Raw genomic sequence first — 23,081 nt, 5'->3', positions numbered from 1 at the left:
GCGCCTTCGACGCTGCCAATTTTAACCGTGGTTCAATACAAGACAATCTGTAAACCTACACAAATATATATTCTTTAAAGAAAAACATCACAGGGGCTGCAAACAAAAGCGCATCAATTCGATCAAGGATGCCGCCGTGACCGGGCAGGATTGAGCCTGAATCTTTCACGCCGGAATATCTTTTAAGTTCGGATTCAAACAGATCGCCAACCTGCCCGACAACTCCGATGCAAAGAAAAAACAGGATGCCTGGCCCCAATGGCAATGATTTTAAAAAATAATTCATAAAGATAAGCCCTGCCCCCAAAGTCGCTGCAAGTCCACCTATAGCGCCTTCAATAGTCTTTCCCGGGCTAACGGCAGGACAAAGTTTATGTTGCCCGAAAAGGCAGCCCACATAGAATGCGCCTGTATCACCCGCAAAAACAAGAGCCATCAGAAAAAAAATCCAGGCTGTGCCATCTGCATCATTTCGTATTAACACCATGCAGGAAAGAGATAATGGAATGTATATAATGCCAAGGGCCTGCCTTGCAATCAGCTCCACAACCGAGGGATTTGTCTTGAAGTAGTATAGAGAAATCAGTCCGGAAAAAATAAGGTTTAAAATAATAAGGCCAAAAATAATATTAAACGAGTTTATATATGCGGCCATAATAATCATAGTGCCAAAAACATAAGCTGAAACCTGAAAGCTGAAACCTGAAAGATTTTTAGCTTCCAGCTTTGAGCTTTGAGCTTTATTGAACGTTATGCCAAAATATTCTACAAGCGCCAGCATGCATACTATACAGATAAATATAGCAAACAGAATTGCCCCCCCTTTGCAAATCAGCAAGACAACAAGGGGAAGAGCCGCAATAGCTGTAATCCAACGTTTAAAATGCATATTGTTTTTCAATTATTCGTCGTGTTTTACACTTTGCCGAATCTGCGTTTTCGGTGTTGGTAATCTTTCAAAATCTGCATAAACTCATCCTTGCTGAAATCAGGCCACAATGTATCTGTAACATAAATTTCAGTATAAGCGATTTGCCACAGAAGAAAATTGCTTATGCGCATCTCGCCACTGGTTCTTATCAACAAATCAGGGTCAGGCATCCCTTTTGTATAAAGGGAATCAGATATAACACCATCTGTTATTGAATCAGGATCGATTATGCCCTTTTTAACCTTTATTGCAATATCTTTTACCATTCTGACTATCTCAGCTCTGGCACCATAACTCAACGCAAGGTTTAGAAGCATGCCGTTATTTTTTTCCGTTAAAGCCATGGTCTTATATAGTACATTCCGGACATTTTCCGGCAAACGCTCAATCTGCCCTATTGCATTGAGCCGGATATTATTATCCAATAATTTTTTTTGCTCTGATTTAAGAAAGTTTGCAAGAAGGGTCATAAGAGCAGCGACTTCCACTTTTGGTCGCTGCCAGTTTTCTGTGGAAAAAGCATACAGGGTCAGGATGGAAATTCCGATTTCACGGCAGCATTCGACAATTGTTCGAACTGTTTCAGCCCCTTTTTCATGACCTTTTATACGGTTTAAAAGGCGCTGTTTTGCCCATCTGCCGTTTCCATCCATAATGATGGCCACATGAGAGGGATTTGCAGTACTGCGATCTGTATAAACATGGTAAGCTTCACTAAAATTCAAGAATCTCTTTCTCTTTTTCGTTATAGACATCGTCGATTTGCTTGATATACTCATCTGTTATTTTCTGGACATGATCCTGAGCCCTGAAAGCATCATCTTCCGCAATCTCACCATCCTTTTTTAAACCTTTTAACAGATCCTTTGAATCACGCCTTATATTACGCAGCGCAATCTTATAATCTTCGCACATTTTATGCACGATCTTTACGAGCTCTTTTCTTCTCTCCCCTGTAAGCGATGGAATTGATATTCTTACTATCTTGCCGTCATTTGAAGGTGTTAGGCCAAGATCCGATTTCAATATCGCCTTTTCAATCTCCTTGATTGCGGAGCTATCCCACGGCTGTATTGTAATAAGACTGCTTTCAGGAACTGAAATAGATGCCATCTGGGCAATTAGGGTCGGAGTGCCGTAGTAATCAGCCCGTATGCCGTCAAGCAGCGACTGGGAGGCACGCCCTGTCCTGACCCTTTTTATTTCATTTTTCAGGGCTGATACCGACTTGCCCATCGAATCTCTTGTTTCCTGATAAATCGAATCAATCATCTCTTTCACCTAATCATAAAGTTTAAAGTGCCTAAAGTTGTGGTACGCCTTCGGCGTGCTAATTGATAACCCAAAGATAGAAGTAGTTTGCTCCCCTGTGCATTGATGGCTTAAGCAACCTATATAAAATGGCAGAATTCCTTAACGTTAGGCACTTTATCTCAACTGTCAATTCGTGTCCCAATCTCCTCACCACAGACAATCTTTCTGAAATTTCCTTTTTCTTTCAGATTAAAAACAACAATTGGGAGTTTATTATCCATAGCCAGAGAAATAGCTGTCGTATCCATGGCCTTAAGCTGTTTTTCAAGGACTTTCATGTAAGTTATTTTTTTTATGAATTTAGCATCCATGTTAATTTCAGGATCTGAATCATAAAAGCCGTCAACCCTGGTAGCTTTTAGTAAAATCTCAGCATGAATTTCCTGGGCTCTTAATACAGCAGCGGTGTCCGTAGTAAAGTATGGGTTGCCGGTACCAGCTGCAAAAAGCACAACACGCCCTTTTTCAAGATGGCGTATAGCTTTGCGAAGTATATACGGTTCAGCTATTTCATGCATTGATATGGCCGACTGTATACGGGTCTGAACCCCTCTTTTCTCAAGAGCATCCTGCAATGCAATACTGTTGATCACCGTAGCAAGCATGCCCATGTGATCAGCAGCTGTTCTATCCATGCCGAATGAACCTGCGCTAACCCCTCTGAATATATTGCCTCCGCCGATAACTACGGCAATCTGAATCCCGAGATTAAATACCGAACAGATTTCATCAGCCATATATTTTATCCTTTCCTGGCTGATTCCAAAGTCCCTATCGCCCATAAGGGCTTCGCCGCTAAGCTTTAACAAAACTTTTTTATACCGAGCTAATGCCAAAGTCTCAAGACTCCCCTAGCTGGAACCGTACAAAACGCTTAATCGTAATATTCTCGCCGATCTTTGCAATCAAGCTGTTTAAAAGATCCTCAATAGTTATATTGGGATCCCGTACGTATGCCTGGCTCATGAGACAGTTGTCCTTATAAAATTTCTGCAGCTTACCCTCTGTTATCTTATCTATAATCTGTTCGGGCTTGCCTGTTTCTATAGCCTGCGCACGATAGATTTCCCTTTCCCTGTTAATTGTCTCTTCGGAAATATCTTCAGGCCTGATCCCAACAGGATTGATGGCTGCAATATGCATCGCTATGTTTTTTGCAAACTCAATAAAATCATCGTTTTTTGCAACAAAATCGGTCTCGCAATTAATCTCAACCAACACGCCAAGTTTGCTGCCCGTATGAATATAAGATTCTATCAGGCCTTCACTCATAACCCTGCCGGATCTCTTTAAGGCTGTTGCCAGCCCTTTTTTTCTTAAGAAATCAATGGATTTGTTTATATCACCATCGCACTCTGTAAGAGCTTCTTTGCAATCCATCATACCTGCTCCTGTCTTTTCACGGAGCTGTTTAACTATTGCTGCGCTAATTGTTGCCATCCTTTTTCTCCTGTCGAGACCCTTAAAAAACGCCCTCTTTTGCCCGATTAGCGCTTTTCAAAGCCCTCTTGTCTATTCTGCCTCAGTAATATTTACCAGTTCTTCGCTTCCAGAATCATCCACAGGTTTTACTTTTTTTATTATCTCTATAATCGGTCCATCTGCACCGTCCGAGACAATTCTCCTTTGACCTGCTTCTAATTTTTCACCGAAAGATACTGGTTCAGGTTGCTTTTCGATTTCTTTGTCGGCCTCTGCCTGCTGTTTCTCGAGCATTTGCTTTCTGCCCTCTATACAGGCATCGGCAATTCTGGCTGTAATCAGCCGTATTGCCCGTATGGCATCATCATTGCCCGGTATGATATAATCAATTTCATCAGGATCGCAGTTAGTATCAACAATAGAAATAATAGGTATATTGAGACGTTTCCCCTCACGCACTGCAATTGCCTCATTTTTAGAATCAACAATAAAGATAGCGCCTGGAACCCCGTTCATGGTCCGGATTCCGCCAAGATTGTTGTCGAGCTTTACCCTTTCATGCTCAAGTTTCAGTCGCTCCTTTTTGGGAAACAAATTTATAGATCCATCATTAATTATATCGTTAAGATAGTTAAGACGATCTATACTCTGTTTAATGGTCTGAAAATTTGTCAGCATTCCACCCAACCACCTGTTATGCACATAAAACATTTCGCATCGATTAGCCTCTTCATAAATAGATTCCCTGGCCTGCTTTTTGGTGCCTACAAAAAGAACCGATTTTCCCTCTGTGACGATGTCGGTTACAAAATCATACGCTGTTTTAAACATGCGAACAGTTTTTTGAAGATCGATAATATAAATACCGTTCCTTGCTCCGAAGATGTATGGTTTCATTTTTGGATTCCAGCGCTTTGTCTGATGCCCAAAATGTACCCCAGCTTCAAGAAGCTCCTTCATTTTAAGATAAGCCATAGTTTTTCCTCTCTTTTAATTGGTTTTTCCTTTCACCTCCATCAACCCCGCTTCCGACCCTCAAAAAATGAAAGCACCAGGAAACAGGTCCAAAGGTCTGTGAATTATTTTAAACTATTTTTTGTATCAAACTTAAATAAACTTCGCAATATAAATTTGAGAATTTCGTAAAAAGTCTATCAGCAATTAATCGACCTTTTCATATGAACCACACGATAGTATCCGCTGTAGTCTTTTGTGAACACGACCTGTTCATAATGACCACAGGAATTGACAATCCTGCTGACATCCTCTTTCTGGTCATGACCTATCTCCAACAAAAGACTGCCTCCGGGCTTAAGATAGATATGCGCGCCGCTTATAATATGCCTGAGCCAGCAAAGTCCGTCCTTACCTCCGTCAAGAGCCATGACTGGTTCATACATAGAGATTTCAGGCTGAAGCTTATTGATAAGCCGGGTATTAATATATGGCGGATTTGATATTATCATATCAAACAGATGAGTATCCTCATTTAACGACATAAACCAATCACCTGAAAAAAACATGATTTTTTTATTAAGATTATGATGTGTTGCATTCTTTACGGCCAGTTCAACAGCCTTAATTGAACGATCTGAAGCAATAAAAATATGCTCAGGGCGATGCAATGCAAGAGCGCAAATTATTGCTCCGGAACCTGTGCCAAGCTCTAAAATACGTTTTGGGATGTTGCAAGAATCAGGCGCTGAACTTATTGGCAAAAGAGAAAGCGCTGCCTCAACAAGATGTTCGGTCTCGGGGCGGGGGATAAGAACATCCTTTGTAACAGCAATATCCATCAACCAGAACTCCTTAACCCCCACAATATAAGCAATGGGCTCTCTGGCTATCCTCCTTTTTATCAAAGCCTTAAAAAGCGCAAGCTCTTTTTCTGAAAGCGGCTGATCATAACGCATATACAGTTCTATTCTGTTTAATTTTAAGGTATGCGCAAGAAGTATTTCGGCTGCAGACCTTGGGCTGTCTATGTCGTGGGTTTGAAAATAGGAAGCGGTCCACTTAAGGATGTTAAGTATGGTCCATTCATTGGCGCTGGTCTTCAATTGATTCTGCATGCTGTAAAGCCTGACTCTGATAAAATGTTGAAAGCTCGTCTATTATTTTGTCTATATCACCCTGCAAAATATTTTCCAGTTTGTATAATGTCAGCCCGATACGGTGATCAGTAACCCTTCCCTGGGGAAAGTTATAAGTCCTGATTCTTTGGCTCCGATCTCCACTGCCTATCTGGCTTTTCCGATCTTCTGATCTTTGTTCATCCTGTTCTTTGGTGATATTGTCAAGAAGACGCGCCCTGAGTACCTTCATCGCCTTGATTTTGTTTTTTAGCTGTGATTTCTCATCCTGACATGTAACCACCAACCCGGTGGAAAGATGCGTAATGCGTACTGCAGAATCGGTTGTATTGACCGATTGGCCTCCCGGGCCGGACGACCGGAACACATCAACCCTAATATCAGCAGGATCAATGTTAACTTCAATATCCTCTGCTTCCGGCAGGACCGCAACAGTAACGGCAGATGTATGTATCCTTCCCTGAGCCTCTGTTGTTGGAACGCGCTGAACGCGATGAGTGCCGCTTTCATATTTAAAACGACTGTATGCCCCTTTGCCATGAATCATCGCAACAATCTCTTTTAAACCGCCGACACCTGTTGTGTGATGGTTCATGATCTCCACTTTCCAGTTTCTGTTTTCAGCATACCTGTTGTACATCCTGAAAAGATCGGCCGCAAAAAGACCCGCTTCTTCACCGCCTGTGCCTGCCCGTATTTCGATGATAACATTTTTCTCGTCAAGAGGATCGGTGGGAATAAGCAGCCTTGTTAGCTCATCCTCATAATCTTCCTTTTTAAGTGTAAGGGCATCAACCTCATCACTGGCCATATCCTTTATATCAGAGTCTCCATCCCTTAACAGCTCCATGCTGTCGTCGAGATCCGTCAATGTATGCTTATACAACCTGAAAACCCTTATAATCTTGTTTAAATCAGAATGCTCCCTGCTATATTTCTGGTATGCATCCCGATCCTGCAATATCTCGGGATCGCTTAAAAGTTTTTCAAGCTTTACAAAGCGTTCTTCAACCCCTTTTAATTTATTAAACATAATTTTAACTACATATCCCCATACAGGAACAAAACAAAGTGAACCGCGATAGCGAGCCCATTCCACGTAGCTTGTAGGAGCAAAGCGGAGATCGCTTCCCAGCGGAGCTGAGGAGTTAGCGAGCGAATCTAAAAATAGCCAAATTCCTTACAGTCGAAGAACCCTGTAGCTTGTGCTACAGGGAATCTTAAATTAAACCACGAGGGACACGAAGAAGTTCTTAACTAATGTCTATCTTCGTGTCCCTCGTGGTGTGACTTTCTAATATAAAGTATACAGGAAAAAGCTATTTTTTTTGATTGTTCTGAAATTTTTCATATTTTTTGCGGAAACGCTCAATTCGACCGGCTGTATCTATGAGCTTTTGTTTGCCTGTAAAAAAAGGGTGGCATTTTGAACAGATTTCAACTCGAATATCCTCTTTGGTAGAACCAACCTCGATGACATTTCCGCACGCACACTTTATTGATGTTTCATAATATTCAGGATGAATCCCGGCTTTCATGTTTTCTAAACCCCCTGTTTGTTAATTTTATGCATTCATAGCAGCCAAAAATGATTTATTATCCTTTGTTCCGCTCATTTTTTCAAGCAAAAACTCCAAACTGTCAACAGGATTTAATGAAGAAAGAACTTTTCTCAATATCCATACGCGGGCAAGTGTTTCCTTATCAAGAAGTAATTCTTCTTTCCGTGTGCCCGATTTCTTGATGTCAATCGCAGGGAACAGCCGTTTGTCGGAAAGTCTGCGATCTAATACAAGCTCCAGGTTTCCAGTGCCCTTGAATTCTTCAAAAATAACTTCGTCCATGCGACTTCCTGTATCAATTAAAGCAGTTGCAATAATAGTCAGGCTTCCGCCCTCCTCAATGTTTCTGGCAGCCCCAAAAAAACGTTTGGGACGCTGAAGCGCATTTGAATCAACCCCGCCTGACAGGATCTTCCCGCTTGGCGGCATAACGGAATTATAAGCCCGCGCCAGCCTGGTTATGCTGTCAAGAAGGATAACCACATTTTTTTTATGTTCTACTAATCTTTTTGCTTTTTCAATAACCATTTCAGCAACCTGGACATGTCTTTCAGCAGGTTCATCAAAGGTTGAGCTGATAACTTCAGCATCTACCGATCTCGCCATATCGGTAACCTCTTCGGGCCGTTCATCAATAAGGAGCACAAACGGAATAATATCTTTGTGACTCGCTATAATGCTGTTTGCAATATTTTGCAGCAGCATTGTTTTCCCTGATCTGGGCGGCGAAACGATCAGCCCTCTCTGGCCAAACCCGATTGGAGTCATAAGGTCCATAATACGCATAGAATAATTATCGAAAGAGTTTTCAAGATTCATCTTCCTGTCCGGATAAAGCGGGGTCAGGTTGTCAAAAAGTATTTTATCCCTGGCCTTTTCCGGATCTTCATAATTAACGGCCTCGACCTTTAATAATGCGAAATACCGCTCGGTTTCCTTGGGCTGGCGGATCTGCCCTGATATGGTATCGCCGGTCCTGAGATTGAATCGACGTATTTGTGATGGAGATACATATATGTCATCAGGCCCCGGCAAATAGTTGTAATCAGGCGCTCTTAAAAATCCAAAACCGTCAGGCAGTATCTCCAGTGTGCCTTCTCCAAATATCTGCCCGTTTTTCTCAATCTGTGCCTGAAGTAATGCAAAAATAAGTTCCTGCTTCCTCATTCCAGCAGCGCCCTCAATCTGAAATTTTTTTGCCATCTCCATAAGTTCATTTATTTTCTTGTCTTTTAGTTTAACTACATTCATCGAATCATTACCTCTCAAAATATTTTATCCTTCTTATTTGAAACCGTTGAAAAATACTCAATTTTTTCTGCTCTGTTTTTTCTGTTTAAGGAGGGGCTCCTGCCCATCGTATAACCAGAGGAATACATGGAAAATTTTGAACCGCAATAGCGAGCGCATCCCCTGTAGTCCCGCTTCAGAGGTAGGGGGTTAGCGAGCAAATCTAAAAACAGCCAACTTCCTTGCGGTCGAATCCCGCGCAAAAGCGGGACTTTAGCTTGCTACAGGGTTATTCATAAAATCTAGTTTCTTCTTCATTCACAATTAAAATTTGAAAGCTCAAAATTATACTTGAGCCTGACATAGACGCTTTACTAAAACACTAATTAGGCAAAAGACGGTTTTTTGCAAAGATCTCAAATTAAATATCACAACATATAATCTTCTATATATCATATGCAAAAATCAAACAGAATCTATCAAAGGCTTTAAAATGGGAGTAAATCAAAGGTCTTAACTGAAGGAATTAACTGAGGCATTCTCTCCAACAAGCAAATTCAATTGCTTTAATTCTAAAAAGGCTAAATTATAATTTTGTATTTGTCAAGTACTTTCAAACTCTTTTACATATTTTTGAACCAGATCTTTGTAAAGATGATCAACAGATCGTATCATCCGGGCGAATGAACCGTCATTTTTTATTACAAATTCAGCCCGCCTTGCTTTATCTTCATCCGGTAATTGATGGTTCAAGAGGGCTTCGGCATCTTCGCGGGAAACATCATCACGATCCATAAGCCTTTTTACACGCAGTTTACGACCTGCGATTACAGCAATAACCACATTAAAGCAACCCTCTAAGCCTAACTCAAAAAGAAGCGGAACCTCTACCAGCACAACATGGTTCCCATCCTTTTCTGCTTTAATCATCTGTGAATGCATCAGTTTTATTATTTCAGGGTGCACAAAGCTCTCAAGAGACTCTCTTGCAGAATTATCATTAATGATAATTCTGCGCAGCATTCGACGATTTAAACCGCCATCCTCTGTTAACACTTTTTTACCGAAGTAATTAACAACCTTATTATAAGCAGGCGAACCCTCTGCAACCGCTTCTCTTGCGAGGATGTCTGAGCTTATGACCTTTACACCCAACTCTTTAAAACGGTTGCAAACAGATGTTTTGCCGGAACCGGCGCAGCCTGTCACGGCAATTTTAAGCATAGATTTTTACCCGATTTTTTTTGTTTATTATGGCTCATTGAAAAAAATTAAATTTTAAGATATGTTAAATTTAATAGGCTTATGATTCAAATCAATTCAAATATTATTCCCAAAACAAAAAACGCATATCTTGTCGGCGGTTCAATCAGAGATCTTCTTTTAGGATTATCTCCAATTGATTATGACATCGCTGTTTTAGGAAATCCAGAACAATTCGCAAAAAATATTGCCTCTAAAACATCAGGCCGGATTGTCAGGATGGGAAAACCAGGGCGGATGATAATCCGTGTGGTCTCAGGCAATAAAATTTTTGATATTTCATCAATAAATGACGCCTCGATTGAAGATGACCTTAATAAAAGAGATTTCACAATCAATGCCTTAGCATACTCTTTATCTTCAGGGAGAATTATCGACCCGCTCGGCGGCATACAGGACCTTGCCGACAAAAAAATTCGCATGGTATCAAAACAGGCCTTTATAAGGGATCCGATACGAATGATAAGGGCATACAGGATATGTGCATTGCTTGATTTTAAAATCGATCCGCAAACAGTTTGCGCAATTAAAAAAGATGCAGGGCTTATTAAAAACTCAGCCGGAGAACGGGTCAGGGCAGAACTTTTCAAGATACTCCGATCGTATAAAGCATATTACTATCTATCCCAAATGGCTAGCTCCGGACTTCTTAGTGAAATCTTCCCCGAACTCCACGCATTAAAAGGATGCATGCAAAACAGGTATCATTCTTATGATGTTTTTGACCATACAATGAAGGCTTTTTGCTGTCTTGAAAAAATCCTTAATGATTATTCGGAGTATATGCCTGAAATATATAACCAAAACATAAACCAGCTTAACAATAACAAAGGATATCTTCTAAAATTCGCAATACTTCTGCATGATATAGGAAAGCCTGTTGCGCAAAGCATCGACAGCCAGGGCAATATTCATTTTTACGGGCACGGTAAAAAGGGAGCCGATATGGCAAACAAAATCAGCAAAAGGCTGAAACTTTCAACTAATGAAAGATATTATATAGATTTTATTGTCCGCAACCATATAAGATCGTTATTTCTTTTTATATCTCATCAGAAAAAAATGCTGCCCAAAAAAAGTATAACACGATTCTTTATAAAATGTGGCGATAATGCCCCTGCTTTATTGCTTCATACAATCGCCGATATTCAAGGAAAATGTAACAAAGAGAATGTAAGGGACGCGGCGTTTATCGAATTTGCAAAAACCATGCTCCACGATTTTTTTTCGGATTTTATGCCGGGGAGAACAAAGCCGTCCCTTATAACAGGTTACGACCTGATTCATGAGTTCGGCCTGACACCTTCGCCTTTATTTAAAAAAATACTGAAGATTGTTCAAGAAGAAAGGCTGTCTGATAAAATCAACACCAAACAGGAAGCCCTCGGCCTGGTAAAAAATTTTTTGACAAACCTGTAAAACAGAAATTTACAAACTCAAAAAAACAACCTGTTAGCAGCTTGAGGTGGTGGACACTTAGATTTAAAACAGCTGACTGTTTGAGCGTATTAGTGAGCGTTAAGAAAGAACGACGACTTAATAAAATTTTCTATGAGTCGGATAATACCGACTTTAGCCTGGCTTTTTATGAAAGGATTGCTCTAAGTTCTTTCTTTAGGGTCACTTATGCGCGAGTTTCAGCCGTTCTTAAATTTAATTGTCCGATGCCTCAAGTCAAGCTTATAATGAGTTTGTAAATTTCTGATAAAATTAAATTTATCAGATTCATCAACTCTTGACAAAACATAGCTATTTTAATAGTAAAGTTAAAGATGACGAACTGAATCTGAGACCTTTGAAAATTAAAAATTAAATCAGAATATCAGCGAACTATCTTAAAGAACCTAATTATAATTGAGAAAGGAGAATTTGATGAACATTTTGTTTTTTGGGCCAAACGGCAGCGGCAAGGGAACTCAGGGAGCTATTTTAAAGGATAAATACAACACTCCTCATATTGAATCAGGCGCTATTTTTCGTGAAAACATCAAAGGTGGAACAGAACTTGGCACAAAAGCCAAGGGATATATCGACAGAGGAGATCTGGTGCCTGATGAAATCACCATACCCATGATACTTGACCGCCTGCAAAAGGATGACTGCAAAAACGGATGGCTTCTTGACGGGTTTCCGAGAAATAAAACTCAGGCCATAAAGCTGGACGAATCTCTTAAAAAAGCAAATATGAAACTCGATATTGTCGTAGAAATTATTCTTGACCGCGAAATTGCCAAAAACAGGATCATGGGCCGCAGGCTCTGTGTTAATAACAACAACCATCCAAACAACATTTATATTGATGCCATTAAACCTGATGGAGACAAATGCAGAGTGTGCGGAGGTGGATTAAGCGAAAGAGCAGACGATCAGGATGAAACCGCCATCAGCAAACGACACGGTATTTACTATAACACCGAAAACGGCACACTTGCAGCATCTTACTATTTTAAAGATCTTGCCGCTAAAAACGACTCTATTAAATATATAACGCTTGACGGCAAACCAAGCGTAGGGAATGTTACTGCAGAGCTTGTTTCAAAGCTGTAAAAACAAGCCTAACCGTGCGAGAAGACTCTTCAATTTCTTGCCCTGTGTTTGATGTTTTGTGTTTACAGGAAATATTTTTCTTGCTTAACGATATATTTTAATTTATATTATCTAATTCAAAAAAATTAAATGTTTAATAACCATCAAAAAATATTCATGATTTAAGGGTCTTTTTTACAAAGGTCTCATCTTAAATCATCTGATGGAAAGAAGGGGGCGAGGAGTTTGAAGGAAATTCAGGTCAAAGTTTTCGATAATGATATTGAAAAGGCTATGCGAATTTTGAAAAAAAAAATTCAAAACGACGGGCTTTTTAAAAGATTAAAACTCAAAAAAAACTATGAAAAGCCGAGTGAGCACAAACGTCGTAAACAGCGTGAAGCCTTAAGAAGGCGAAGAATTACAGCTTCGAGATATAGATAATACAAATTTATATGGAAAATCAACCCGGCATGAATATTAATTCTGCCGGGTTTTTTTTATTAATATGCATCTAAAAGATTCTTATATTAATTGCATGAAGGCTATGAATAGCCTCGGAAATTTCGGGATAAAATTAGGTCTTTCAACCATCACAGGCATTCTAAAAAGCCTAAATAATCCGCAGGATGGTTTTTCATGCATACATGTAGCCGGAACAAACGGAAAAGGATCAATCGCCTCTGCTCTTTCCTCAATTCTGCAACTATCCGGATATAAAGTCGGCCTGTATACTTCACCTCACCTTGTAAAGTTTAATGAAAGGATCCGCATAAACAACATCCCTGTCTCAGACAAAAAAGTTGTAGAATCTTATAAGGCTGTAAATAAGGTTATACCAAACGACCTTGAAGCAACCTTTTTTGAATTAACAACCGCAATGGCCTTTTATGAATTCAGCAGGCAAAAGGTTGACTGGGCTGTCATAGAAACAGGCATGGGAGGAAGGCTTGATGCAACAAATATTATAAAACCGGTCATTTCTATAATATCCAATATATCTGTTGAACATAAAAAATATCTGGGAAGCACCATAGCGCAAATAACAGGTGAAAAAGGGGGCATAATAAAAAAATCGGTTCCTGTTATTGCCGGCGTAAAACAAAAAAAAGCAATCTCGGTGTTAAAAAAGATGGCCGCAAAACAATCCGCCCCTTTTTATCGCCTAGGCAATGAATTCCGTATCAGGCGAAATAAAGATAAAAGCTTTTCCTACTTTGGTATTAACACAGTATGGAGAAATATGCGCACAGGTCTGCTCGGCAGCTACCAGATTGACAATGCAGCCATTGTCCTGGCCGCATGCGAAATACTCAACCAGAATAAAGCAAACCTTTCCTTCCAGAATATCAAAGATGGTCTTGCGCAAAACAGATGGCCCGGAAGACTGGAAATAGTCTCCTCCTCTCCGCTCATCCTCCTTGACGGAGCACATAATTTAATCGCCACCCGTTATCTGGCAAAATTTATGTCCGAAAATCTGGCTAAACGGAAGATAACACTTGTTACAGGCATACTGGACGACAAACCTTATGCTGCAATGCTTGCCTGCCTTCTCCCTCTTTGCAGCAAGGCAATATTAACCCGCCCTAAGGTTGATCGAGCTTTATCTCCGGAAAGATTATTTCCCGCAGCAAAGAAAATCATTCAGGATATAGAGATTATCCCTGACGTCGGCAAAGCCATTAAGCATGCAATTAAAACAACATCCGTTAATGATGCGATTTGCATCGCGGGCTCTCTATACCTTGTTGGAGAAGCAAAAGAGGCTCTTGACTTATCATCGCTAATTAAATAATTATCATGTAAGATCTTTGAACCGCAAAAGCGAGCTCATTCCCCGCTGCTTGCGGCGGAGTTAGCAAGCGAATCCAAAAACAGCAAGCTTCCTTACGGTCGAAAACACCCCGTCCGCGTGCGGCGAGGAGCTTCAAAAATATGCGCCCGTAGCTCAGGGGATAGAGCGTCAGCCTCCGGAGCTGAAAGCCGCTGGTTCAAATCCAGCCGGGCGCACCATTTATCACAAGAGAAATTTGACAGGCAAGCACAGGCTTTTCACGATACATCACCGCTGAAAAACAGCCCACATTGGCATATAATTATTAGATTTAATACCTTTGACGAAAATTATATTATTAAGGATTTCCCGAAATGCTTTGAAAAGATAGACAAGTATTCCAATAACCGGGGGGAACGCTGGGACCATCCTCATGCAGACAGTAATAATCGCAAGAAATATAAAGAACTGTGGCCACTTCGGATAGAATCATGGGGTAACAAAGTTAATGCCGTTGCAAATGGTTTTACTTTTCTCTTTTGAAGAGAGCATAAATATATGGTCTTGGATCACCGGAAGGATTTATGTACGTATGGTCAAAATGAGACACAATTTTAAAAGATGAGCCCAAGTTTTTCGACAATTCATCAATAGAGTACCTGTGGAGCGTCAAACCCGCACATTTGGGCGCACCTATCATTGAGAATTCTGCAAATATGGCATGACCACCTGATTTCAGCATTGATTTTAAATTTTCAAAATACCCTTTGATATCATATTCATTGGTTAAAAAATGTAAAACAGCCCTATCAATCCATATATCGACTTCCGGTATGGACCCTTTGATCGGCTGAGCAATATCTTGGCAAAGCCAATCAATTTTTTCACATTTGTCTTGCAATCTTTGCCTGACCAGATTTAAGGCTTCATTGCTAATGTCATTAAGAATCAGTTTGATCCCCCTGGAAATAAGATTTTCTATGAGAACAGACGTGCCGGCACCAGGAAGGAATACTGTGGCTTTTTCCCAATCAGGAATTTTATGCAACAACTTAAATGTCTGAGAAGTGTCCTTTTCATACCACCCCAACTTTGCATCTTCTGTTTTGGAAAATATTTCATCCCAATGTTTGCTGTTTGATTTCATAAATTTCCTTTATTTATAGGCTTGCTCGTATAAAAGCTAACTCGAAATACTGCGGAATCTATCGGACGTTCCTCAGCTTATGAGTTTACATCGTCAAGGAGTTAATATTAATTTTCTCCATATTCTTACACAAACTCCGAAAGAAACAGGTGGGCTGAACATATCCTGATACCTTACTTTGTGTGATGTAAGCCGTTATGTTTTGCTTTTCAACAATTCATTATATGCTTCCGACAATTTGACAAATTTTTCCTTTTCTCCCCCTTTGTCGGGATGCAGTTTTTGGGCCATTTGCCGGTATATACGGGTTAAACCCTTTTTGCTTATTTTTCTCAGTGCATCCTTTTTTACACCAAATATTGTACTTGCCTCCTCTAAAATTACCGAAGCGCTTCTGCGTGGAGGAACATAACCTCTTTTGCTGTTCATGTAGTCGCGGATATAGTCGTCCAGGAAAGAACTCCTGCCATATTCGCTATCAAAAAACATAATAACATACCTGATCAGATATTCGTCCAGGTTCCCCTCTGTATCCATTCCGCTCCAGAAAGAGCTGTCCTTGTTCAGCAGGCATATTTCTTCGAGGAAATATTGATCAATCTTGTTTTGATTAAGGCCCTGGGGCATTGATTTTGCTATCAACTCAGTAAAATACTTCTGCAGATCAAAAATTACATAAACATATAGCTTGAATTCTGATCTATCAAGAGACCTCTCCGTGTCCATAAAGTATTGTTCGAGCTCATCCCTTGATTTGTTTATGAGCCTATTAAACAGCTTGGGGGACACAAGTCCAATTCTTCCCTGGTCTATATGGCCGAACTTTAAATAATGAACTCTCCGCTTGTCGAAAAGATGAATCTCTGTCAGCGTTTTTTCCTCTTTTTCTTTATCGGCTCTTTTCCCTCTCGATATTTCTCCCCTGTGACGACACGGTGAAAGCGCGGCTCTGATTTCAGGCTTTAAAAAAGGCCAGAAAAGATCGTCAAGATCATAAACAGAATAATTACAGCTTAAAGTCCGGAGTCTGTCATCAAGTGTTTCATCGACATAGAATGCATTTCCTCCAGGATAAATAATATATTGAGATGGGTCTGTCCCTAAATCAAACAGATCGCGGTTCCGCAGGCATGTCCCGTCACGATAGGATTCCCTGATAAAATAATGAGTTTCCCCTTTGATCGTTTTTAAAGCAAGATACAAATCGTTTTATCTCCAGAGATGCCGGCACATAAGCTGAATGCTGCCTCAGGCGTCGGCAGGCGAAAATGACGAAGCCGCGAAATGCCCGGTAAATCCCGTCAAAAAAAACATTTTTTATACATTAACAAATTACACCATGTTATGCAAAATTAAACAGGACGACAATTGTAAACCAGCATTTATTTTGCTATGATAATTTTATGGTATCGGCACCTAAACAATCTAATTGTAACCGATGTGGAACCTGTTGCAAAAAAGGGGGACCATGTTTTCACATTGAAGATAAGAACCTGATTGAAAAGGGTATTATTTTATCAAAATATATTTATACTATCAGAGAGGGTGAACCTGTCTTTGATAATGTTCAAGGCCGGTTTCTGACGGCAACCACCGACATAATAAAAATAAAAGGGGGCAAGCATTCATGGATGTGCATCTTTTTCAACGAAGATGATAATAACTGCAAAATATATAAGAACAGGCCGATTGAATGCAGAGCCCTTAAATGCTGGGATACTGAAGAATTAGAAAGGATCTATTCAAAAAACCGGCTGACCCGTAAAGACCTGTTATCAAAAATCAATGGACTGTGGAATCTGATCGAAGATCATCAGGCCCGGTGCTCATATAAAAAGGTCAGCGGGTTTGTAAGTCAATTAAATTGTGATAAAAAAAATAAGGCCGTTGAAGACATACTCGATATTATCCGATATGACATTCATCTGCGCCCTTTGCTTGCTGAAAAGGCTGGAATAAACCCTGATATGATTGATTTTATGTTTGGCCGTCCTTTAACTGAAACAATCAAAATGTATAACTTGCAGGTAAAACATAAAGACAACAGGTATTATCTTAAATCATTAAATATATCCTCAAAATTATAATTCATCCGCATTGAACCGCCGACAATAACCATGCCCTGGATAGATAAACTTTATACCATTCATCTGCTTGATTTTATCGATTGAATTTTTCTGATCCTTCCTGCTTGCCACAAATGAATTGTTTACAAGCTTATCCTGAATCACCACAATGAAGTCTCCGGAAACAAGTATTCCGCTGTCAGGGTCAAAAAAGGAGACCGAGCCGGGTCTGTGACCAGAAGTCTGTATTGTAATAAAGCCCGGCAGCACTTTTTGTTCATTTGCAAAGAATTCGACTCGATCCAGGGGAAATCCTTTTTTAAACGGCGTGCCATACAGCCCGCCATTAAACAGATCACCAAACTTCGGGGAATAACCATACTCTTTCATACACGGCAGGAGTATTTTAATATAATCGCCAAATGAAGGACAAGGGATGCGTCTGCGGCCTGCAACAAAAGGTTTTGCCCTTTCGTGAAACCAGATTTCGCAGTTTTTGAAGACTTTTTTAAGATTGATCCATCCTGCAACATGATCCACATGAAAGTGTGTGCAAACAATGCGCCTCAACTCCGGCAATCGCTTTAAAGTGTCAAATAAAACCTCTGCATCGGACGGCATTCCGCAGTCAATAAGGAATGTAGCATCTTCCCTGTTAGCCTCAACAATATAAATATTGCTGGTTTTGCCTCTGAACTGATGGATAGCACGGTCACCGGAAAGCTTTTGCGTTTTAGTAATCATTTTTTATTACTCAAATTTCGCACTCTTGATTTCTATCAAAGTCAAGGCGGTAAAGGAGCCAAATTCAATTTTTCAAGCAAAAATGATTTATCTGTCTTTTTTAACCAGCACTCCATGACTTGTGCCAAGAACAGGCACAAAGGATATATAACTTGCTAAACTCATACCTTGTTTCAAGTATTGTCTTGATGTTTGTTATCGGTGCCGTTGTCGAAGCTTAAGAAATAATATTTCGCTTTAAAAATTTATTTTGGCCATTACCGTTTTATCCGCCTTAGTAGGGTTAAGGGCTTTAATAAATAATAAGGGTGCAAACCTTGAGTTATTGTTTAACTTTCGGCAGACCGTTTTGATCCCATCCTCTAAGGTTATAGTAATCCTTCAGCATGGCCTTGAGCTCATCTTCAGTTATTCTGCTTTTGGTTTTATTAAACTTTTTGTATAAACGACTGGGAAGATTGTCATCCTCCGGCCTCATGCCTTCACGAATATTAAAACAACGGATCAGGTTCTTTATTTCCGCAGCTCTTTTCTGAAGAGACTCTTTGCTTTCCTTTAACCCTGTTGTAATTTGAATGAGCCGGCTCAGCCCTTCCCAGGAACACTGGTCTTTGTAAAACCGGCACAGTATCAGGACATCCATGAGGGTCAGACGATCCTCGAAATCAACAAAGAGCTTTGCTTTGTCTTTAATAACAGCAGGATCGATCAGGCCGGTTAATTCCGGATTATGGAAGTTTGCTCTTAAATGGCATGCGCCCCTGTCAGATACCGCAAAACCAAGCCCGCTTCCCTTAAGGCTTCTTGGATCATATCCTGGCGGCTCAAGGCCCTTAACATGAACTGCCAAATCCTCCAGGTTCCATTCTTTTGCGGCATATCTAATCCCCCTTGCAAGAACATCCCCGATCCCTTCTCTTTTTGCAATCATTTTAAGCAAACCGGCAATGCCGTCTACATCGCCATAATCTATATGAAATTCTATGCTTTTCTTTCTTGCAGCTTCGATTGTAAACCCGCAAAGGTTGCCGGCTGTTATTGTGTCCATACCAAGCCTGTCGCAAATATCGTTTAAATAAGCGATTTCCTCGATACTGTCAATCAGGCAAAGGCCGCCAAAGGCATAGATAGTCTCGTATTCAGGCCCTTCGATCTTAAGCCCTGCATGGCGGCCGCTGACAACCGTGGTCATCCTTCCGCATGAAATAAAACATTTGGGGCAGGCATGAGGTGTAACGCTACAGCGCTCATGCAGCGCCTGTGAGCTGATATTTTCCCATCCGTCAAAAAATCCCTGCGCCCAGTATCTTGTTGGAAATGCCCCGGCCAAATTAGCGGTCCTGACCATGTTTGGAGTCCCCCAGGATTTGAAAGCCAGAACCGACGGATTATCCCTTGATTTTTCCGCAACCTGCCTTGAAAAGGGTTTGATATTCTCTTTATCAAAAAGCAAACGCCTTTTATCGCCTTTAAAAACTACTGCCTTGAGATTTTTTGATCCCATGACCGTTCCCACTCCGGTCCTTCCGGCAGAACGCCAGTAGTCGTTTTCGATAACAGCAAAGCAAACAAGCTTTTCGCCGGCAGGCCCTATTACTACTGAACCTGTCTTTTTTCTTTTACTTCCGGCGATTCCAAACCGATGATTAACAGCATCTTCTGCTTCATAAGTTTCCATTCCCCATATATCACCGGCATCGTGAAAAACAGCCCCTTCAGGGTGTACTTCCAGAACAGCTGGCTTCTTACTTTTACCCACAATAACAATAGCGTCAAATCCTGTTGAATCAATGGCTTCCGGCACTCTGCCTCCTGAGTAGGATTCTGAATAAAGGCCTGTCTGAGGTGATTTGGTAAAAACCCCGTATCTGCTCGAACCCCATATAACACTTCCGGTAACAGGGCCGGTTGCAAAAATCAGGCAGTTGGCAGGAGAAAGAGGGTCAACCCCTTCAGGATTAAGAGTATAAAGAAGATAAGAAGCAAGCCCCTTTCCGCCAAGATATCTACAATAAATTTTCTCGTCTATTGTTGTTATATTAAATCTTTCCGTGGAAAGATCGACCTTTAAAATCCTGCCATAAAAACCATACATGCTAATCCTCCTGCCGCTAACCCGAATATTTCATGAAAAAAAACAAAAACATTTTTATGCCGAACATAAACAGCCCAACATAATTGACAGTAACAGTCTTTTTTGATAGTTGTAAATAACAAGTTGCGATAAATTGAGGATTCGCTTGCTAACCCGGCAGCAAGCTACGGGGAATGCGCTCGCTATTGCGGTTCAGATTAATCCAGATTGGGGAGATTGGGGATAAATTATGGGAAGAAAAAGTCGATTTAAACAAGAAAGAGCAAAAAACCAATCTCAAACAGCAAAAAAACACCCAATGACAACGGAAATCAAGGGCTTCTTATTGAAACGAGATATTGATATAAATAACGCATCAGGGCTATTGTATATTGTATCTATAATGGCTAACTTTTTAATATTTCGCTCAATTAATGAACACTCCGAGCTTCCGGATATTCAGCCGCAAGAAAACAAGGTAGATGAAAATCGAATGGAAAAGCTCGGTCAAGCCCTGTCTTATGAATGTGAACGACTCAGTATTGAATTTCAGGAAATCATGAACGAGCTGGTATTTCCAATGGCCGGCAATACAGCGCTTGTTAAACCGATTTTAAAAAAAATTTACAGTCTCCTTGAATCCCTCATACCATCCGATAATTTTCGACAAACCACGGAAAGCCGGATCGAAAATCCCGATTTTTGGGGCGACAGTCTAATTCACTATGTAGAATTTAAAGAAAAATATTTTGAGGCAATTAAAGATCTCTTCGCCCTTGGCTTAAAGGTCGTCCAATATGGTCTTGACGGCAGGGAAATAGAAAAGGCCGAACATATAAAAAAGCTTGAAGAAATCAGAAAAACACATAGGATCAAGACCGATGATTTTCTAAAACTCAGACGCAGGGCAACAGAGTTTTTTAGAATCGCGTTTGCAACATACCTGAGGATTGAATTCCAACCTATCAGGGAAGAGGTAGACACAAAGATTTTGCAACCTGCTAATATGTATACCGGCTATTGAAGTGATCACACGAATTGTAAAAATTTCAACCTTCATTATCGCATTAATCATTATCATCGTAGTATCTGCCTATGTTACTCTCACACTCATTATTAAGAGTGAAGACACGGTTGTCGTCCCTGCTCTTGTCGGAAAAAAAGTATTGTATGCTCTTGAAATTTTAACAGACCTTAAACTTAATGTAAAAATCAAGGGGTCTGAATACAGCTCAGATATTCCAGCAGACTATGTAATCTTTCAGGAACCCGAACCAGGCTCGGAAATAAAAATTGGGCGTGATGTCAGAATAATTATTTCAAAAGGAACAAAAACTATTTCAATGCCTAATCTTCAAGGTCTTTCCATTCAGCAGGCACGAATAATTCTTGAAGAAAACGGATTGCATTCAGGAGAATTATCGACAATATATAGTAAAAATATTAAAAAAGAGGAAATTGTCGGCCAGTCCGCCCCCCATGGCAGCATTATTAAGCGTGGCGCACATGTAGATATTCTTGTAAGCGGTGGTATGCGGCCAAAAGCATATAAGATGCTTGATCTAAAAGGGCTTTCTCTTGAGGATGCAATATTTTTAATTGAAAAAAACAATCTATTACTTGGAGAAATTAAATTTTATCCCCGTGAAGACAAACCAAAAAATGTCGTTGTCGGCCAGGAACCGTTATATGGACATCGGGTTGTAGAGGGTACATTTATAAATATTATCATAAACCAAAAACACGACCGGATAAAAGAGCCATATTTGCATGCTGAAAAAGGGGCAAGCATTTTCAGATACAGCTTAAGTAACGGATTTCTAAAAAGACATATTCTTGTACACTTAAACAGCTCCGGGCTTTCAATTGATCTTTTTGATAACTTTGCAAAACCCGGTGAAGAAATCTTGCTGATAGTCCCCAAAAATCATGATTCAACCATTCTTCTATATGAAAACAATAAACTGGTTAAAACTCAGGTTTTTGACTCATAATAGAACAAACTTCAGGAGATATGATAATGAAGAAACTTATTGCGCCTTCAATACTATCTGCCGATTTTTCAAAGCTCGGAGATGAAATAAGATCTGTTGAAGATGCAGGGGCAGACTGGATACATGTTGATGTTATGGATGGTCATTTTGTCCCAAACATAACAATGGGGCCATTAATCGTTAAAGCGGCAAGCAGTGCTACATCGCTGCCCATAGACGTGCATCTGATGATAGAAGCGCCTGACCGCTACATTCCGGATTTTGCAAAAGCCGGAGCAGACCTGATTTCCATCCACATTGAAGCATGTGTTCATGCAAACAGAACTATCCAGATGATAAAAGAATCCGGCTGCCGTGCCGGAATAGCGCTAAACCCCTCAACAGCTATTTCATCAATAGACTGGATTCTGGAATATGTCGATCTTGTGGTAATAATGAGCGTTAACCCCGGATTCGGAGGGCAAACATTTATAACAAACACGCTCGAGAAGATCAGAACCATGCGCAGCATGATTGAGGGGCGGAACCTGTCCACCCTGATCCAAATAGATGGCGGGGTGTGCGAAGAAAACATTGAAGATATTTCAATTGCGGGTTCGGACGTCTTTGTGGCTGGATCAGCGATTTTTGGAAGCCCTAATTATAAAAAAACAATAGCAAGTTTTAAGAAAAAAATAGGAAACTAATTCAGGTTTTAGTTTCTTAACAATAAATTTTGTGGATTTTACGGCAAAAAATTAAAAAACAATCACGAAAACACAAAATAAGGAAAGCACGAAACAGAAAAAAGTTTGAAGTGAAGTGGTACAGGTATAGTGGACACCTCGAAAAGTGTGTTATAAGAATAAAACTTTTGGAGGTGCAAAATGACAACGAAGAAAAAGAGCTACTCGAAACAATTTAAAATCGATGCCGTTAAACTTGTAATCGAGCAAGGT

At 40.3% G+C, this 23,081-nt stretch carries 23 protein-coding genes and 1 tRNA gene; 9 read left to right on the top strand and 15 right to left on the bottom strand.

Features of this window, described 5'->3' with window-relative positions; all coding sequences use genetic code 11:
- Positions 1 to 55 precede the first annotated feature (55 nt).
- The 11 genes from VMW78_00120 to coaE all read right to left on the bottom strand — a co-directional run bounded on the left by VMW78_00120 (position 56) and on the right by coaE (position 9,776).
- On the bottom strand, positions 56 to 889 hold the full coding sequence (locus tag VMW78_00120) for a phosphatidate cytidylyltransferase (protein ID HUV49421.1): 834 nt from the start codon (positions 887 to 889) through the stop codon (positions 56 to 58).
- Positions 890 to 915: 26 nt separating this feature from the next.
- Positions 916 to 1,686, bottom strand: coding sequence for an isoprenyl transferase (locus VMW78_00115; GenBank protein HUV49420.1), 771 nt, complete (start codon positions 1,684 to 1,686; stop codon positions 916 to 918).
- Positions 1,646 to 2,203, bottom strand: a complete 558-nt coding sequence (gene frr / locus VMW78_00110) for a ribosome recycling factor (GenBank protein ID HUV49419.1) — start codon at positions 2,201 to 2,203, stop codon at positions 1,646 to 1,648. Before frr ends, VMW78_00115 begins: the two co-directional genes overlap by 41 nt.
- Before the next feature lie 161 nt (positions 2,204 to 2,364).
- On the bottom strand, positions 2,365 to 3,081 hold the full coding sequence (gene pyrH / locus VMW78_00105) for a UMP kinase (GenBank protein ID HUV49418.1): 717 nt from the start codon (positions 3,079 to 3,081) through the stop codon (positions 2,365 to 2,367).
- Between the two features lie 4 nt (positions 3,082 to 3,085).
- Entirely contained in the window at positions 3,086 to 3,685 is a 600-nt protein-coding gene (gene tsf, locus VMW78_00100; protein ID HUV49417.1) for a translation elongation factor Ts, read from the bottom strand.
- Between the two features lie 72 nt (positions 3,686 to 3,757).
- Positions 3,758 to 4,642, bottom strand: coding sequence for a 30S ribosomal protein S2 (rpsB, locus tag VMW78_00095; GenBank protein HUV49416.1), 885 nt, complete (start codon positions 4,640 to 4,642; stop codon positions 3,758 to 3,760).
- 179 nt (positions 4,643 to 4,821) lie between these two features.
- Positions 4,822 to 5,739 carry a peptide chain release factor N(5)-glutamine methyltransferase gene (gene prmC, locus VMW78_00090; GenBank protein ID HUV49415.1) on the bottom strand — a complete coding sequence of 306 codons (918 nt, stop codon included), beginning with the start codon at positions 5,737 to 5,739 and terminating at the stop codon, positions 4,822 to 4,824.
- Positions 5,708 to 6,793, bottom strand: coding sequence for a peptide chain release factor 1 (gene prfA / locus VMW78_00085; GenBank protein ID HUV49414.1), 1,086 nt, complete (start codon positions 6,791 to 6,793; stop codon positions 5,708 to 5,710). Before prfA ends, prmC begins: the two co-directional genes overlap by 32 nt.
- A 286-nt stretch (positions 6,794 to 7,079) precedes the next feature.
- A complete protein-coding gene (rpmE, locus tag VMW78_00080) occupies positions 7,080 to 7,298 on the bottom strand; it encodes a 50S ribosomal protein L31 (GenBank protein ID HUV49413.1) in 219 nt (72 codons plus the stop codon).
- A 27-nt stretch (positions 7,299 to 7,325) separates the two neighbouring features.
- Positions 7,326 to 8,573: a transcription termination factor Rho gene (gene rho / locus VMW78_00075; protein HUV49412.1), complete on the bottom strand. Its 1,248-nt coding sequence runs from the start codon at positions 8,571 to 8,573 to the stop codon at positions 7,326 to 7,328.
- A 582-nt stretch (positions 8,574 to 9,155) separates the two neighbouring features.
- Complete coding sequence (gene coaE / locus VMW78_00070) at positions 9,156 to 9,776, bottom strand: dephospho-CoA kinase (protein ID HUV49411.1); 621 nt, start codon at positions 9,774 to 9,776, stop codon at positions 9,156 to 9,158.
- A gap of 81 nt (positions 9,777 to 9,857) precedes the next feature.
- Here coaE and VMW78_00065 point away from each other — a divergent pair, with 81 nt between their 5' ends.
- The 5 genes from VMW78_00065 to VMW78_00045 all read left to right on the top strand — a co-directional run bounded on the left by VMW78_00065 (position 9,858) and on the right by VMW78_00045 (position 14,357).
- Positions 9,858 to 11,234: a CCA tRNA nucleotidyltransferase gene (locus VMW78_00065; GenBank protein HUV49410.1), complete on the top strand. Its 1,377-nt coding sequence runs from the start codon at positions 9,858 to 9,860 to the stop codon at positions 11,232 to 11,234.
- A gap of 453 nt (positions 11,235 to 11,687) precedes the next feature.
- Entirely contained in the window at positions 11,688 to 12,362 is a 675-nt protein-coding gene (locus tag VMW78_00060; GenBank protein ID HUV49409.1) for an adenylate kinase, read from the top strand.
- Positions 12,363 to 12,596: 234 nt separating this feature from the next.
- Positions 12,597 to 12,785 carry a 30S ribosomal protein S21 gene (rpsU, locus tag VMW78_00055; protein HUV49408.1) on the top strand — a complete coding sequence of 63 codons (189 nt, stop codon included), beginning with the start codon at positions 12,597 to 12,599 and terminating at the stop codon, positions 12,783 to 12,785.
- Positions 12,786 to 12,849: 64 nt separating this feature from the next.
- Positions 12,850 to 14,139 carry a folylpolyglutamate synthase/dihydrofolate synthase family protein gene (locus tag VMW78_00050; protein ID HUV49407.1) on the top strand — a complete coding sequence of 430 codons (1,290 nt, stop codon included), beginning with the start codon at positions 12,850 to 12,852 and terminating at the stop codon, positions 14,137 to 14,139.
- A 142-nt stretch (positions 14,140 to 14,281) separates the two neighbouring features.
- Positions 14,282 to 14,357: transfer RNA gene (locus VMW78_00045), tRNA-Arg, on the top strand.
- Between the two features lie 287 nt (positions 14,358 to 14,644).
- On the opposite strand, the gene VMW78_00040 is transcribed toward VMW78_00045, so the two are convergent.
- Both VMW78_00040 and VMW78_00035 read right to left on the bottom strand, forming a co-directional pair.
- The gene (locus VMW78_00040) at positions 14,645 to 15,265 is read right to left on the bottom strand and encodes a class I SAM-dependent methyltransferase (GenBank protein ID HUV49406.1); all 621 of its coding nucleotides are present in this window, start codon (positions 15,263 to 15,265) and stop codon (positions 14,645 to 14,647) included.
- A gap of 195 nt (positions 15,266 to 15,460) precedes the next feature.
- Entirely contained in the window at positions 15,461 to 16,468 is a 1,008-nt protein-coding gene (locus VMW78_00035; protein HUV49405.1) for a J domain-containing protein, read from the bottom strand.
- Between the two features lie 200 nt (positions 16,469 to 16,668).
- Here VMW78_00035 and VMW78_00030 point away from each other — a divergent pair, with 200 nt between their 5' ends.
- Positions 16,669 to 17,352 (top strand): YkgJ family cysteine cluster protein, encoded by a 684-nt coding sequence (locus VMW78_00030; protein HUV49404.1) that lies wholly within the window; start codon positions 16,669 to 16,671, stop codon positions 17,350 to 17,352.
- Here VMW78_00030 and VMW78_00025 read toward each other — a convergent pair.
- Together VMW78_00025 and VMW78_00020 are read right to left on the bottom strand one after the other, a co-directional pair.
- On the bottom strand, positions 17,347 to 18,075 hold the full coding sequence (locus VMW78_00025) for an MBL fold metallo-hydrolase (protein ID HUV49403.1): 729 nt from the start codon (positions 18,073 to 18,075) through the stop codon (positions 17,347 to 17,349). The two genes, VMW78_00030 and VMW78_00025, sit on opposite strands and share 6 nt — an antisense overlap.
- A 322-nt stretch (positions 18,076 to 18,397) precedes the next feature.
- Positions 18,398 to 20,170: an aldehyde ferredoxin oxidoreductase family protein gene (locus VMW78_00020; protein HUV49402.1), complete on the bottom strand. Its 1,773-nt coding sequence runs from the start codon at positions 20,168 to 20,170 to the stop codon at positions 18,398 to 18,400.
- Between the two features lie 325 nt (positions 20,171 to 20,495).
- On the opposite strand from VMW78_00020, the gene VMW78_00015 reads away from it, so the two are divergent.
- Genes VMW78_00015 through rpe form a run of 3 tightly spaced genes read left to right on the top strand, consistent with a single transcriptional unit; the run spans position 20,496 to position 22,829 of the window.
- A complete protein-coding gene (locus VMW78_00015) occupies positions 20,496 to 21,173 on the top strand; it encodes a hypothetical protein (GenBank protein HUV49401.1) in 678 nt (225 codons plus the stop codon).
- 1 nt (position 21,174) lies between these two features.
- Positions 21,175 to 22,143, top strand: a complete 969-nt coding sequence (locus VMW78_00010) for a PASTA domain-containing protein (protein ID HUV49400.1) — start codon at positions 21,175 to 21,177, stop codon at positions 22,141 to 22,143.
- A gap of 26 nt (positions 22,144 to 22,169) precedes the next feature.
- On the top strand, positions 22,170 to 22,829 hold the full coding sequence (gene rpe / locus VMW78_00005) for a ribulose-phosphate 3-epimerase (protein HUV49399.1): 660 nt from the start codon (positions 22,170 to 22,172) through the stop codon (positions 22,827 to 22,829).
- Positions 22,830 to 23,081: the final 252 nt, after the last annotated feature.

Source organism: Anaerolineae bacterium, assembly GCA_035529315.1.
GTDB lineage: Bacteria > Desulfobacterota > Desulfobacteria > Desulfobacterales > ETH-SRB1 > Desulfaltia.
The sequence above is the reverse complement of the archived record's forward strand: the minus strand, read 5'-3'. Positions and strand labels throughout refer to the sequence as shown.